Consider the following 14,339-nt stretch of genomic DNA (forward strand, 5'->3'; position numbering starts at 1 on the left):
TACCTCGAATTCCTGCTGACATGGAGTCCATGCGTCTTAACAAAAATTTCTGCATGTTACATGCTCCTTAAAAGCGCAATATTAATTGTAATTCCTTTGCATTAGCAGTTCCTTCAATTCAGCTTGTGTTACAATTTGGTTTTCATTTGGTTTGTACTTAAATGTGATATCACCATTCACATTGTTATAAGTGGTTGATAATTTTAAACCGATATCTCCAGCAAAATTGCTATTTTCTAATTGACCAACATTAATTAAAATATTTGCATTAAAATTTTGAAAAGTGTTTTTGTCATCAATTGTTGCTGCAAAATCCAATTTTTTGAAATTGATCTTTTTTAAGCCATTTTTTAGCTGAGTCATCATGTTATCTGGAAGCGGTTTGTTCATTGCTTCTCCTAAGGCATTGACGAAATTAATGAACAACGCTTTAATGTTCTCATCACTAAAGCTTAGAGTGATTTTATGAGCTGCTCCCTGCTGCTTTTCTTTCTCTGTCAGCTCTTCCTTCTTGAAATTATCTTTTGGTAAATCTATTTTCTCTAAAGTCTCTAACGATTTCTGTTTTAATTCTTCTGTCTTTTGTGAAGTTAGTTGTTTATCATATTCAATTGGTGCTTCAATATATTTATCCTTAATACTCTCTAAATTTATTCCTTTTGCTTCAAGAATAAACCCAAAACTTTTGATCATACCATCCACTTTTACATAGCAAAGTTGTTTATTTTCATCTATGTATGTGGGAAGATTAATATTCATTGACAGACCTTTATAAGAAAACTTGCCTTTCAAAACGACTTCATACTGTTTCGTTTCTGTGTTCCCTTTTACATCAGCTTTTAATTTTGCACTATTGATCGCTTCTATAAATTTTTTATACTTTTCTTTGACGCTAGAAGGATCTATGTTGATGTCAATATCTGTTGAAACATCAAATGTTTTTGCATTTTGTGTGTTTGTGTATGCTGTTGTAAATAACTGTTTTGGATCGGTTATTTTTTTTGGTTCAGTCTCTTTTTGTTCAGTTGTTTTGTGACTTGCAGCTTTCTGATCTCCACCTTGCTGACAAGCAGTTAAAGCAAGTACAAAAACTGAAATTAGCACTAACAAAGTCCATTTTTTCTTCAAAATTAAACGCTCCTTCATGAATATATTTACAAAAAACCATCCAAGATGTCCGACATATATTCTATCATAAAAAATCAAAATATTAGTTTAAAATTACATTAAAATTTGAGAATTTTAAAATGTCGATTAGCGTTAACCTGCTATGATAGATCCCGACTAAGGTTTAAAAAGCATTAAAAAAACACTGATCATGATTTATGATCAGTGCCTAGCAATATCGACATTCTATTAATGTAAGACTTTAATCTTAACTGATCTAACGCCCCAATTTTTTGCAGCTGTGTTGCTTGGGACAAATACATCAATTTTGTTGCCTTTAATAGCTCCTCCAGTATCTCCTGCTATAGCTTCTCCATATCCTTCAACATATACTCTAGAGCCAAGTGGAATGACACTTGGGTCAACAGCAATTACTTTCGCATTTTTATTTGCCCGTAAATTAATACCTGTTGCTGTAACACCAGATCCCACATTAGCAGTATATGCTGTCGCTGTAACCGTCAACTCTTTCGCTGCGCTTTGAGATGAGTTTGAACGCGGAGCTGCTTTTTTTGCAGGTGTTTGTTTTTGAACGGAATCAGCCTTTCTTTCAGGCGCCTGTTTTTGTACAGGTGTCTTCTGTTTTACATCAGCTGATTGATGGTTATTGGACTCCACAGACTGTGAAGCAGCTTGATCCGTTGCTTGACCATCAACGGAAATGGTTGTATTTGCATAAATCAGATCAGATTTTAAATTGTTCCAATTTTTAAGATCGTTCACGGTGACACCGAATTTTTCAGCAATTTTCCAGAGAGTGTCCCCTTTTTTAATTGTGTATTGTTTCTTTTCTATCTTTTTTTCAGAAACGTTCAGCTTTTGACCTGGAATAATAAGATCAGTAGAAAGCTGATTCCATTGTTTCAAATCCTCTAAGTTTACACCTTGTTTTTGCGAGATACCCCAAAGTGTCTCACCTTTTTGAACTGTTACTTCTTTTGCGGAGGCACTCGCTCCGAAAGCAGTTGTTGATAATGCGGCAACTGCAACAAAGGACATAAACGTCTTCTTCATAAGTAAATCCTCCCTTGTTAGCTTTTTATTGTCCGGCTAACAAGAGCAATGGTATCATATGAAAATGTCAATTCAATAACAAAACAGTGTGATTTTGATTACAGTTATTTTACAAGGAGGATTTATGTTGCTTGTAAAATCGGATTTACACAGTCAAAATCCAATCATAATAAGGTTTTATTTAGCGGCTAATTCACTTATAAATTTTCCTTGACTTTTAGATTTATAGGCTTTAAGTTCCTTTAAAACATACCGTGTTTTTACTTTTTGGTTCCCCTCCCCCTTTGATAGACATTAATTCGGCTTCCGTCAACGAATCTTTTCATCAAGAAATCTTCAGTCCTGTGAAAAATCGGTTTGCGTTTTTTTTAATATTAAAGTTTGATGAATTTTCGACCGCGTTGTCTTTCAGTAGTTGATCAAACTTCTTATGGAACAATATCCTTCACATCTCTAAAATGTTTTCTTGCTACTATAAATATGTAAACAGCGCTTTTCCTCTAAAATCATCCCACCTACAGGTTCATATTATTTATACTTTCTGGAATAAATAAACTCTGTTATCGGGAGTGTAACAAATGTAAGACCGACAACAATAAGTAATGGATAATTCTCAATTTCATTCAAATTAGCTAGCCCTTCAGAAATAAGTAGAATTAAACCAGACAATATCATTAACACAAAGTACCCTATCTTTGCACTCCGGGTTACAATATGCTGATATAATTCATCCTTTTCTCCATCTTTTTCAAGGTTACCCCAATGGTTGCCCCAATTAAGGGAATTAAAAAAATATGATAGAGTAAGAAAACTAAAGAATATTGAACTGCCATCTATCGTTCTAAACTGTATCCATCTATATAAGGTTAAACCGACAAGCACACAGAAAACAGCAAAACATAAAACAACGATGATTTTTTTTGATGTATCCATTTCGTTTTCCTCCAACCCCGATTGTTTAAATAATTCCTCCATAGTGATACCTAAATCTCTTTTTCAATTACGATAATCGTCTGCCTGCTTATCTTATAATAACTCTGCCGACTTTCCATGTGGAAAACTTCTTTTTTTTTCGTATCTCTTTCATTCGTTTTGCCATTTTTTTAAATATGTAAAAACTTTTTACATCTATATAATAAAGGTTAAAACATGTTTTGCTGCTCTTTGAATTTTACCATTTTTACATGAGTTATAATGATAGACTCTTTATATAACATTGGGAAGGATCATTGGATCAAAGTAAAAATGATATAAGAATCAAACTTTTCAGACTTCTTGGTAAGCTGACTCTATTCTTATAGGTGCAAGAAGAAAATAAATATATGTTATCTTTGCTGCAATGTTTTTTTGAGTAATTAGAATATAATCTGTGATCGAGAGAAGCCTTATTTTTTAATAGAAAAGTCAAGAATCACTAATTGATTATTTAAATCAAAAATACCCGTTTGAATCAAAATTTAAACACAAGATTTTTTTATCCGATATAACGTGTTAAGGAGGTGATTTACATGGATATTGCTGTTCTATCTATGGCGATGAGTCAAGCAGCACTTGCCCAAAATGTTCAAGTCTCCTTGACAAAAACAGCTTTAGATGTTGGAAAGCAAAGTGCTGAGCAATTGATCGATATGGTTAAAGCACCCCATCCTGTTTCAGGCCATCATATTGACCTGAAAGCCTAGAAGATGACATGCATTCAGTTTTTGCTGAATGCATGTCTCTTTCCTGTCGAAACTTTAAAAAACATCCCTTTCTTTTTTTGTTTTTTTGTATTATAATATATTTCCATGTCCCAGTAGCTCAGGTGGATAGAGCAACAGCCTCCTAAGCTGTGTGTCGGGAGTTCGAATCTCTCCTGGGACGTTTCATTGTAAAGAGCCAAACCCGTGTGATGTAAGGGATTGGCTCTTTTTTATATAAAGCATTGGATGCTTCAGAAGAAGACAAATGTGATATGACGATTCAAAATATATAATTAGCCCTCTTTTCACAGAAGGCCTTTGGCATAAAAAATCCCCCTAAATCTGTAAGGGGGAAAGATCATATTATAAATTAAGTATCTTGTAGCAAAAATCCACATACATCGGGCTGTATATGCTGTCTTTGAAGACTCATCAATAAATATTTACTTTCAGCACTCGCCGGGAGTATTTTACTCTTATAACCTTCAAATTCTTCCCTAGTTGGTCTTTCATCTTTTAAAATTCTTTCAATACTAATATCAAATTCTTTGAACTTTTCTTTTGCTTTGTCTTCTTTGTACTCTTTGAAGTCTTTATCTTCACTTAAACGATAAGAAAAGATGCTTAATATTTCAAGAACTGCATTTACTTGCTTCTCATTTAAGTTATGATCCAAAGCAAACATAAAGAATGGAAATTCATCCCCATTAATAATTGTTTTTAATAAATGATTTTGATACTTGAGAAGTTCTATTTCTCTCTCTAAATTCATCGAGTCACTCCTTTATTGTTCTAACCAATGATCAACATGATTGCCCATGCAATAGCGTGCAGCAGATGATGGTATTCCTAATTCAAAAATCATAAAATCAATTAGTCTTGCTCAATACTGTCAAGAAAATCTGCAATTTCCTTAGAATGTTTTTTAACATATCTAGCATTTTTCTTACTCAAATTACTCAATAGATTCCCTACTAGACCGCCTCCATGTCGTAGAGCGAAAACAAGTGCTTCTTTTCTTAATCCTTGAGTAGAATATTCACCACTTAGTTTTAATACTTTCTTAACATTAGATTCAGGAATAGTCTGAAAAGCAGTTTTTGAATTTGAGTATACGCTACTTGTTAGATTCTTTCTCTGCCGCAAAAGAGGCAATTGGAGAAGCCGAAAAAACTGTCGTAAAAACTAAGCATCCCGAAATAACTTTTTTCATTAACATATTTATTTTCTCCTGCATCTACAGGTTTTTCATGTCTAAATGAAGTATATCGCCATTTTTTTGGTTAATATACATTTTTTTCGATGGTCATTATCTAATTATGATTCAAAAGCAGTTCTTTCAGGAAATGTGCCGCTTTCTCTAATAAAGCATACTGCCAATCTTTGTGCGGCTCTGTCAAAATAAAATTTAGAAGGTATGTCTGGGTCTGGGATAACTTCTAGCTCTGAAAATATTCTAGTCAACTTATTAAGTTTAATTTTACCCATAAATTTTTCATTCGGTCCAAATTTGTAAATAACACTTTCACTATCTTCATATTCTTTTAATAATAATACATAAGAACCCAATTTTATTCCCCCTCATGTGAATGCCATGGACGTCCAAATTTTACGGTTTTATCATATCTAGTTCTATAGTCCGTTTTAAAAACGCCCTCAACTGTCCTGTGCCTTGCAATTTCATAGTCTGCCTTAAAACAATGTTCTTTTCTAAGCTTATTATAGATATTCTTTATATTCTATGTTCAGGGATAACAATATTTTTTGCAATAGCCTTAACATTTATCAAGTCGTTTAAGGTATTCATAATTGAAAGCAATCTACCTTATTAATCTCTGCTCATGTTTCTTAGGCTTAGAAAAAACGTTTCCAATACCTTTTTAGACTAGCATTTTTCAACTCGCCGCGAGCTTGCACAAGTTTATTAATTTATTACCTATATCGTGTTATACCTTTATAATATTTCCTTAGTTCTATAATTTAAGGATTCTCTATGTAACTTTCTGCTATATCGATATCGTTTGTCATTTCTAATTCCGGGAATTTGTCATCTAATTTTCTTAGGCAATTAATTAGTCGTTTACTTTCTACTATATCTTCAAAAACCTCACTTATATAATTTAAATCTTCTTTACTGCAATTCTCTAAATATCTTATCGTTTTTTCTTCATCTTTTGAGAGAACTTTGGACCTATGTCAAGATATTGGACACTTAAAATATTAAATTATTGTCAAGGCTACCGCGCTTCGCTTGCTGTCCTCTTAATAGAAGGAACGGCATTCTCCCATTCCTTCTATTAAGAGGTAACTAAACTTCTACTCTATCAGTTGCATTCACTTTTGCGCATACTTTTTCTCATAAGCTATCGGTGATAAATAACCAATAGATGAATGAATACGTTTGTAGTTGTAAAAGGTCATGATATAGGCAAATATGCTTCTTTTTGCTTCTGCTCGTGTTTGATACTTCTGATGGAATATGAGCTCCTTCTTGATCACACTGTGAAAAGATTCAATACACGCATTATCGTAACCGTTACCTTTTCTGCTCATACTTGTCGTAATCTTATAGTCTCGTAGAACTGCTTGATAGTCATACGCTGCGTATTGACTACCTCGATCGGAATGGTGAATAAGCCCTTTCTGTGGTAGCTGCTGGTTTATCGCCCGTTTCAAAGCGGTAATGGTTAATTCCTTCGTCATACGTCTACTCATTTCCCAACCGATGATTCTCCTTGAAAATAAGTCCATGATCGTAGCTAAATACAACCAACCTTCTCTTGTCCATACATAGGTTATATCACCAACCCAAACAGCTCCAGGCTTGTCTACGTGGAAGTTTTGCTTCAATACATTCGGATAAATAGGATAAGAATGCTTAGAATTTGTCGTCGCCTTGTACTTTTTCACCGTTTTAGACCGCAAGTCATTCTCGCTCATGATACGAGTAACAGTCTTTTGAGATACATCCCAACCCTCTTGTTTTAATTGTTCAGTGATTTTAGGGCTACCATACCTTCTCTTGGACTCCATATAAACACGCTTCACTTCGGCTGTTAGCTTTTCTCTACGCTTTTTCTGCTCACTCTTATCTCGATTCCTCCAGTCATAATAACCACTTTTCCAAACACCTAATACTTCGCACATCTTCGCTACACGGAACTCGTGTCGGTGTTTTTCGATGAAGTCATAAATTACTTCTGGTTTTTTGCGAAGATGCCCATAGCCTTTTTTAAAATGGAAACTTCCTCTTCCAAGTCACGAATACGTTTATCCTTTTCATAATTAGCTTGATCCTTGGGATTAAGATTCCCACTTCCTACAAAGGCATCCTCCTGCTCTTCCTTATACTTATCCACCCACTTATGCAAAGTTTGATGAACTAAATCTAGCTCTCGTGCAACTTCAGCTACCTTTCTTCCATCTTCCACAACCATCTTAACAGCATAGATTTTAAAGTCTTTATCGTATCTTTTTCCGTTCATTTTGGACACTCCTAGAAATTATTAGTTTCAGTATAAAAATCTCTATTCTCTGTGTCCAATTATTAGACTAACATCACTTCTATTATTTCATTCCAACTTTTTTTTACTCCATAATCATCATTTAAATGTAATTTCTTTCTTTTATTTAATATAATTTCTATTTTATTTTCTATATTCATATTAACCTTCCAAAATCAATTTGGTATCTGGGAAAACAACCTCTATAGCTCTGTTTGTTTTTTTAATTCCTACCCTTACCCCGTTATATCCTCCAAAAATAGCCACACCATTTCCTAGATTTTTGTAGCTGCACCTTTGTTTCAATACCAAGCCTAAACATATCCCTGCAGTAGATTCCAGATGGGGTTGGAACCGTAATAGTAACACCTTTTTTTGAGTAAAATATAAATCTATATTCATTTTATTACAACAACCATTACATTTAAAAAATATTTTTACAAACTGTCCAGAGTAGATTGAATTGCTTTTGTCATGAATAATAAAAAAACACTCTCAGCAATTTGGAGTGATGTGGTAAAATATTCAATGTGCAAAGTCTTGGCTCACTCAAGGGAAGCGGCTCATCCCCTAACCTATGGAAAGGGGGTGATGCTCATGACAACATTTCAAGCGATCTATTTAATGATTGCTTTTGGCATGTTTATTCTTGCCTTGTTGTCGTATATAAAACAGAAGTAGACTTCCCTTGAGCCCGACGAAAGTTCGAGAGAAGTCTACTCTTAATTTTTGCATGAGCCAGCCCTTTGATGGGCCACTTTGTACAATGGACTCGACTGTTACCAGCAGTCGGGTCTTTTTTAGTTTATGCAATTTCTTTAGATATTATCCTTACCTTTATGATAAGTCAAGAAACAATTTTTTGCAATGAAATAGCGCCAAAATCGGCTTTTTAAAACAATTGTTCCGTTTCCTTTTAAGAAATTTATTCGCAGGAGAAACCGCGACGATGTTTTCAATCATTAAAAAATGAATGAATATAGTTCAAAATAGTCTGGTATATATTCAAAAAGGTGACCAAATGTCCAGCCAACTAAAAAGACAAGCTGAGCACCAAAGTGGTATTCACCGCAAAGATGGACTACAAAAGAAATTGTTTACATATTTAATAATAATACAAAATTCTTATGCTTGAAAATATGTTAGTATTTTTTGTAGTTGGAAAAGGGACATATCTCACTCTAGATTTGGATCAAGAACAAGAAGACGGTACTTGTCCTGTTTACTATTTTGATAAAGAAAATGGATGATGAAACAGACTATTATATTTATTTCTAAAATGACAGCAGAAGGAGTGTCCCTGAAAGTAGTGTGCAAGAATGAAAATGGAATTTGCTGACTTTCCGCAGGAGTCTCGCAATTCTCCCTGACCCGAGAGAGATTCCTTTCTAATAACTGTACTTATTGGACAGCTCCCTCTAAATGGCCGCCAACCGTTTGCTCATTTTATCTTTAATGGAACAGTCGTTTGTGCAACTGATCTTCAGCTTCTTGGGCTGCCAATACATTTTGCGATTGTTACTGTACTTGCATTATATCCTTTTGCACAAAATACGCGCTTTCCATAGTTATTTTCATTTGGTATGGCGTTCATGGTCACCTCCCTCAATAAAGTTCGTTTTTCTTCCAAATACTCATGCATTCTCACTATTTCATAACCACCATATAGTTGACACACCAATATTACTGGATATCTTTTTAATATATATAAAATATTTACAAGGAATAAGCCATCCTATCTACCAAACTGGATTAGTTTGGAAAACAAGTGTATAACCGTGCTAGGAATTCTCCACACAAATCACGGTCGCTAACCCTCCCATATCTCTCCGGATCGTATCCATACTTTCCTTCGTCCTGCGTATCCATGAGGTGGAGGTTGGAAATGCTCCTATGCTGGGTCTAAAGCCCGAATGGTGAAAATAAGCTCCAACTCTGCACTATTGGTGTTTGTATGAGAAATTGTTGGTCTTTAGAGTGTATTTCTAAAGACTTTAAACAACCTGTAATTCTTGGGTTCGAGGCAATCCTCTTAATAGTTTAGAACCATCAAACTGACATTGTTTTTGCCCAATGACAAATAATACACGTAGTAACTTACAACACAAGGCAATGAGTGATTGTTGCTTTTTCAATGGCTTTTCAGATCGCATTGTATAGTATTGATGCAATGCTTTAAACGTCGGATTATGAGCGACTAATGGGCGAATAGCCAAATATAAAGCTCGTCGCAAACGACTTCGTCCTCTTTTCGTAATTCGTGTTTGACCCTTGAATTTACCAGAGCTATGTTCTCGTAAAGAGAGACCTGCTAAATTTACTAGCTGTTGGGGATGACTATATTTTGTCATGTCACCTACCTCTGAAAAAAACAGAGCGATTGTCGTAGATCCTAATCCTGGTATCTCCATCATTTGTTTGGCTCCTGGAAGTGTTTCTACTAGAGCTTCTAGCTCTTTGTCTAACTGTGCTAACTGTTGCTTATAAAGCTCATATTGGTCGAGTAAATAATCTAGTTCACGCTGGGCAAACTGAATACCAATTTGAATACCAATACTCTTCTTCGCAGCTTCTACTAGCTTCCTCGCTCGTTTTATTCCCACTCCTCGTTGAACAAATGGTTTCCATTTCTTAAGCACCTCTTCCGCTGACATTTCTTTAATTTGAGACGGAAATGGAAACATACGCAACGTACAAAAAGCTGCTTTTCCTTCCCAATCTCTAAACACATCAAAGAATTCAGGGAAGTAGCGTTGTATATGATTTTGGATGCGACCTTCTGTGGTCATCAGTTGCTTTGTGAGCTGATCTCGTAATTTGACGCCTTCTCTTAATTCGGCATAAACGCCATCTAAGAGGTTTGGTACGGAGTATCGCCCATCCTTAATCAACTGCCCTATTACTCGAGCATCCTTTGTATCATTCTTGGTAGGGGAATTGTCATCTAGTTCTTTACTTTTCTTTACATGCATTGGATTTACCATGACAAAATCGTACCCTTTTTCTACCAAAAAATAAGCGAGGCTAAACCAGTAATGACCAGTCGGCTCTACGCCAAGAATGACGTGATTCTTGCCATTTTCTTTTCGAAGACTTTCCGCCCAAGTCACTAATTTTTGAAAGCCATGTTTTCGATTTTCAAAAATCAAGCGTTTTCCGAACTCGATACCTCGGTCATCTTGTGCACGTGCTACATGTTTATCCTTGGCAATATCAATGCCAACAATAAGAGTTAAAGGTGTAATTTGAGAGATTTTATGATTTTGTGTATAATTCATTATTGAGTCCTCCTTGGTTACTTAAATTAAGGGTCCATTTTTGCTTCGAAGCTTTGGACACCTCGTATGATACCAAGGGGCTCTTTTTTTGTTCAACTCTCAAATTTCTTCATTACAGGAATGCTCCTTAATTGAGACTATGGTTGGTATCTAACAAAAATATCCTATGTTATGCTTTGTTAATGAAGATAAATATGTATGTTTAGGAGGTACTTATGAAACCAAATGAGGAACATGAACCAAGTCCTAAAGTAGTATCGTGGTTAACTTGGATAATACCAATAATAATGATAGGGTTAATATTTCTCCTTAAAAATATCCATCATCCTTTAACTGATGTATTATTCTATATTGTATGTGCGAGTGTAATAATCTTAGTCGTTTTCAGTATCATTAAAGAGAAAAAAGCAAATAAAAACAGGAAGTGAGAACTGTTTGAAACCTGAAAGTTTTTTAAATTTACAGCCACTAAAATTTTTGGATGGCTGGACTATAGTTTTAAATGAGTTAATGTTAGAAAAATATCTGGATATAGACAGTGAAAAAGAAAAAACTCTATTATTATTGGAAAATCAAAAACGTAATGCTAGTATTATTGTTCTCGGGAAGAATAACAACTATATGATTAAAACTATAAATTTGGAAACAAACAAAGTTCTTTCTGAAGAATTACTTTTAGAGTTTCATCATTTAGTCGTTAAGTTAGAGTTAATGATTTGGGATATAGGTAGCGATTTAAATGGTAAAGAGATTCCAAATGTATTAAGTATGAAGATTCCAGCAGGTTGGTCAATAGATTACCTTTCGTTAAAAAACACAGACCCCAGATATATTGATGCTAATGATGATGCATGGTTATTCGATTTTAATCAAGATCTCTTACAAATCACTCATAAATCCAAAGGTTTATTATTGGATATAGGGTGGTATCCAGAAGGAGATTCAGCAGGTGGTTATGGAATAGTCCTAATAAGAAATGAAAATTGGGAACAACCTTTAGAGGATACTATATGTAACAATCCTAGTAAATTAATTAACCAATTAGATAAGATATTTTTAAAAGTGCTTCATCATATATACTAAAATTATGAGATTAGAAGAGAATGTCTATACCCTAGGGGTTTTTTTGATGAAATTTCTTCCTTTACTTTAATTGCATGAGTATGCAAACAGCCTTAAACATACAAATTATCCGCATATTTCCTCTAAAAGCACATACATCCATAGTCAAGGATACAAAAATGGTTCTGAAACACCGCTTCTACAGAAAAATATTAAAAAGGGCTTTGTAGAAAACGAGAAAAATCAAGTAGATTGAAGCAAATCATTTAGATAAGGATGAAGACATATGGCAGTAGGTTTTAAGGTGGGTTATTATTGGTATCAGGTTGGACACGGTGACATCTTACATTCGTTTTTTTCAACTGTGAGTTATCATTTAGAAGAAAACAGTTAGGGGTCAAAATATCCACTTTGGCTATATGATCTTTATCAAGGAAAACTCGAAAGAAAAAAGATTGGCAAAGCGCTTGAAGAATTAGAAGATATTAAATGTCAATTGAAGAAAGATAACATAAGTGAGGAGATTACTGACCTACCTCATTATTTCGTTACAAGTGATGGAGAGCAAAAGTGCTCTTAAAAAAAGGTTGAAAACAAATTCAGACGTTTATATTGACAGTATTTAATTTTGGCTTCGTTCCAGACCTGTCTGTCGCTTAACATCAGACGTCGTTGTTTTGAGTCCATCATAGGCTCTCCCTACCGATGAAAATCTCCTAGCATTTTAAGCATATATTTACTAATTGAATTTTAAGTCACTCTGATTACATAAAAGTGAACGACTTCAAATTTTAAAATTGGTAATTCGTAATATGCTGACAAGGAGCCTATCATACCTCCCACTTCATATCAAGAACTGTAAACTGAGCGGCTCACGATTTGACCAGCGAGGGCTCAATTTCATGTGAGCGAAAACAACTCCTGCGGGAACAGCGAGCTGGGCGAGAACCCACAAGAGCAAGGAACAAGCTCTGAGGAGGCTCGCGGAAAGCGAGCAAATTCCCTATCTTCAATCTTGCACACTACTTTCTGGACACCCCCATCTGCAAAATGCCGACTTTAGACATAGCCCTCATATTGTCATGATAGAATGGCTGCAAATGTTCCATTGCATGCTTTTGCTAAATCTAGTGGTGATAATTTTAGTTGCATACCAATTTTCCCTGCACTAACAATCATATAATCTAATGCTTTTGCAGTTGTATCAATATAAGTAGGAAACAACTTTTTCATACCAATCGGTGAGCAACCACCTCGAACATATCCAGTTAAACCTAGAAGGTCTTTCATTGCAATCATTTCTATTTTCTTTTTGCCGATTACTTTTGCTGCTTTTTTTAAATCTAATTCGCTTGCAACAGGTACAACAAAAACATAATAATGATGATCTCCAGACGTTGCAACCAACGTTTTATAAACATATTCAACGGGATAACCGATTTTTTCTGAGACAGAGATACCATCTACCGATTGTCCAGCATCTGTTTTGTAACTTAATAACTCATAGGAGATTTTTTGTTGTTCAACCAAACGAACTGCATTTGTTTTTGCCATTTTTTTAGCCATATTTTTCCCCCGCTATCATGTTATATCTCCATAATTGTAACAGAAAAATATGAATAACAAAGATCTATATATAGTTTACTTAAATCATTACCTCTTTATCATGAAGTCTTTCAAAGCTGTCTCTCCTTTTAAATTCCTATGTTGTTGAATGAGATCAATTGTGTGAAAGAGTAAGCTCTTATCTCCCCAGTTTCCATGTCCAGGTACTACTGTTTTGACATGTGGATATTTTTCAATTACCTTTTTAACAGAGTCTTCCCATTGTTCTACATTTGCATCTGAAAGGTTACCAAGATCATTTGCACCTAGTGACTTGATTAAGCACCCACCAAATAATAGCTTAGATTTGGGAAACCACACCGTAATGTTATCCTTCGAATGACCTTCCCCAGGATAAAAAGCTTCAATAACAGTATCCCCTACTTGCATGATTGGATTTACATCAAGTGTCGGTTTAGGCGAAGGATATCCATATTCTTTAGCTAATTTTGCTGTTAATTTTGTACTGCGCACATCGATACCTTGTGTAAGTAAAGCCTGAATACCTGAAATACTATCATCATGCGCATGTGTAATTAATGCCAGAACGACTTTTTTGTGCAAATGTTTTTTGATCATTTTTAGTAACTCTTCAGTTTTTTGGTCGTTTCCCCATGCTGTATCAATCAAAACGACTCCATGGGAAGTAGAAACGACTAACCCATTATGGTCATACGTTTTGCCATTCCACTCATTGTATGATGTATGAGCCCATACTTTGTCATTCAATTTCGTTAAAACAATCGACTTATCTTGGTTCATCATCTGAGCAGAAAAAGTTGTTGAATGGGCACTTATTGGATTATAAAACAAGATCAAGGTAACAAATAATGTTAACAACAAACGACACACGATTTTCATCTATGATTCTCACCTTTCTACATTGGGTTTTGCCAAACGTATCATACAATATTAGACATTATCCCATTCAATCCTTTAATAAAAGATGTAAAAAAATAAAGTTCTTCAGGTACAACTATATTCGTGGAATCTTCACATTTTGACTGCAAAGTGGTACTGATGTATAA

The 14,339-nt window shown here is 34.6% G+C and carries 14 protein-coding genes, 1 tRNA gene and 2 pseudogenes; 6 read left to right on the forward strand and 11 right to left on the reverse strand.

The features are described 5' to 3' along the window. Positions 1-81: 81 nt before the first annotated feature. From HOO54_RS12630 to HOO54_RS12640, 3 genes are all read right to left on the reverse strand, one after another. Positions 82-1,128 (reverse strand): hypothetical protein, encoded by a 1,047-nt coding sequence (locus tag HOO54_RS12630; RefSeq protein WP_172295754.1) that lies wholly within the window; start codon positions 1,126-1,128, stop codon positions 82-84. A gap of 228 nt (positions 1,129-1,356) precedes the next feature. Further along, entirely contained in the window at positions 1,357-2,181 is an 825-nt protein-coding gene (locus tag HOO54_RS12635; RefSeq protein WP_172295756.1) for a LysM peptidoglycan-binding and 3D domain-containing protein, read from the reverse strand. A gap of 528 nt (positions 2,182-2,709) precedes the next feature. Next, positions 2,710-3,114: a DUF2178 domain-containing protein gene (locus HOO54_RS12640; protein ID WP_172295758.1), complete on the reverse strand. Its 405-nt coding sequence runs from the start codon at positions 3,112-3,114 to the stop codon at positions 2,710-2,712. A 575-nt stretch (positions 3,115-3,689) separates the two neighbouring features. Between HOO54_RS12640 and HOO54_RS12645 the strand changes: the two genes are divergently transcribed. Both HOO54_RS12645 and HOO54_RS12650 read left to right on the forward strand, forming a co-directional pair. Next, positions 3,690-3,863 carry a YjfB family protein gene (locus HOO54_RS12645; protein ID WP_172295760.1) on the forward strand — a complete coding sequence of 58 codons (174 nt, stop codon included), beginning with the start codon at positions 3,690-3,692 and terminating at the stop codon, positions 3,861-3,863. A 107-nt stretch (positions 3,864-3,970) separates the two neighbouring features. After that, positions 3,971-4,044, forward strand: a tRNA-Arg gene (locus HOO54_RS12650). Between the two features lie 189 nt (positions 4,045-4,233). Here the strand turns inward: HOO54_RS12650 and HOO54_RS12655 are convergent. The 5 genes and pseudogenes from HOO54_RS12655 to HOO54_RS12670 all read right to left on the reverse strand — a co-directional run bounded on the left by HOO54_RS12655 (position 4,234) and on the right by HOO54_RS12670 (position 7,768). Next, positions 4,234-4,635, reverse strand: a complete 402-nt coding sequence (locus HOO54_RS12655) for a DUF1878 family protein (RefSeq protein WP_172295762.1) — start codon at positions 4,633-4,635, stop codon at positions 4,234-4,236. A 545-nt stretch (positions 4,636-5,180) separates the two neighbouring features. Then, positions 5,181-5,432, reverse strand: a complete 252-nt coding sequence (locus tag HOO54_RS12660; protein ID WP_172295764.1) for a hypothetical protein — start codon at positions 5,430-5,432, stop codon at positions 5,181-5,183. A gap of 411 nt (positions 5,433-5,843) precedes the next feature. Further along, a pseudogene (locus HOO54_RS24335) lies at positions 5,844-6,050 on the reverse strand (hypothetical protein); the annotation flags it as partial. A 147-nt stretch (positions 6,051-6,197) separates the two neighbouring features. Continuing rightward, a protein-coding gene (locus tag HOO54_RS12665; RefSeq protein WP_172295766.1) for an IS3 family transposase occupies positions 6,198-7,348 on the reverse strand; the annotation gives its coding sequence in 2 pieces (ribosomal slippage) (positions 6,198-7,087 and positions 7,087-7,348; 1,152 coding nt in all). 180 nt (positions 7,349-7,528) lie between these two features. Continuing rightward, complete coding sequence (locus tag HOO54_RS12670) at positions 7,529-7,768, reverse strand: hypothetical protein (RefSeq protein ID WP_172292301.1); 240 nt, start codon at positions 7,766-7,768, stop codon at positions 7,529-7,531. 195 nt (positions 7,769-7,963) lie between these two features. On the opposite strand from HOO54_RS12670, the gene HOO54_RS25180 reads away from it, so the two are divergent. After that, the gene (locus tag HOO54_RS25180; protein ID WP_375335837.1) at positions 7,964-8,047 is read left to right on the forward strand and encodes a putative holin-like toxin; all 84 of its coding nucleotides are present in this window, start codon (positions 7,964-7,966) and stop codon (positions 8,045-8,047) included. Positions 8,048-9,360: 1,313 nt separating this feature from the next. Here HOO54_RS25180 and HOO54_RS12675 read toward each other — a convergent pair. Further along, positions 9,361-10,644 carry an IS110 family RNA-guided transposase gene (locus HOO54_RS12675; protein WP_172291902.1) on the reverse strand — a complete coding sequence of 428 codons (1,284 nt, stop codon included), beginning with the start codon at positions 10,642-10,644 and terminating at the stop codon, positions 9,361-9,363. A gap of 215 nt (positions 10,645-10,859) precedes the next feature. Between HOO54_RS12675 and HOO54_RS12680 the strand changes: the two genes are divergently transcribed. The 3 genes and pseudogenes from HOO54_RS12680 (at position 10,860) to HOO54_RS24755 (ending at position 12,286) form a co-directional block, all read left to right on the forward strand. Then, positions 10,860-11,072 (forward strand): hypothetical protein, encoded by a 213-nt coding sequence (locus HOO54_RS12680; RefSeq protein WP_172295768.1) that lies wholly within the window; start codon positions 10,860-10,862, stop codon positions 11,070-11,072. A gap of 7 nt (positions 11,073-11,079) precedes the next feature. Next, the gene (locus HOO54_RS12685) at positions 11,080-11,727 is read left to right on the forward strand and encodes a hypothetical protein (protein WP_172295770.1); all 648 of its coding nucleotides are present in this window, start codon (positions 11,080-11,082) and stop codon (positions 11,725-11,727) included. A gap of 265 nt (positions 11,728-11,992) precedes the next feature. After that, positions 11,993-12,286, forward strand: a pseudogene (locus tag HOO54_RS24755) (Imm70 family immunity protein). 500 nt (positions 12,287-12,786) lie between these two features. Here the strand turns inward: HOO54_RS24755 and ybaK are convergent. After that, positions 12,787-13,272 (reverse strand): Cys-tRNA(Pro) deacylase, encoded by a 486-nt coding sequence (gene ybaK / locus HOO54_RS12695; protein ID WP_172295772.1) that lies wholly within the window; start codon positions 13,270-13,272, stop codon positions 12,787-12,789. Positions 13,273-13,359: 87 nt separating this feature from the next. Beyond that, a complete protein-coding gene (gene bla, locus HOO54_RS12700) occupies positions 13,360-14,172 on the reverse strand; it encodes a subclass B1 metallo-beta-lactamase (protein WP_172295774.1) in 813 nt (270 codons plus the stop codon). Positions 14,173-14,339 lie beyond the last annotated feature (167 nt).

Origin of the sequence: Bacillus sp. WMMC1349, assembly GCF_013155385.1 — a bacterium.
Taxonomy (GTDB): Bacteria; Bacillota; Bacilli; order Bacillales; family Bacillaceae; genus Bacillus.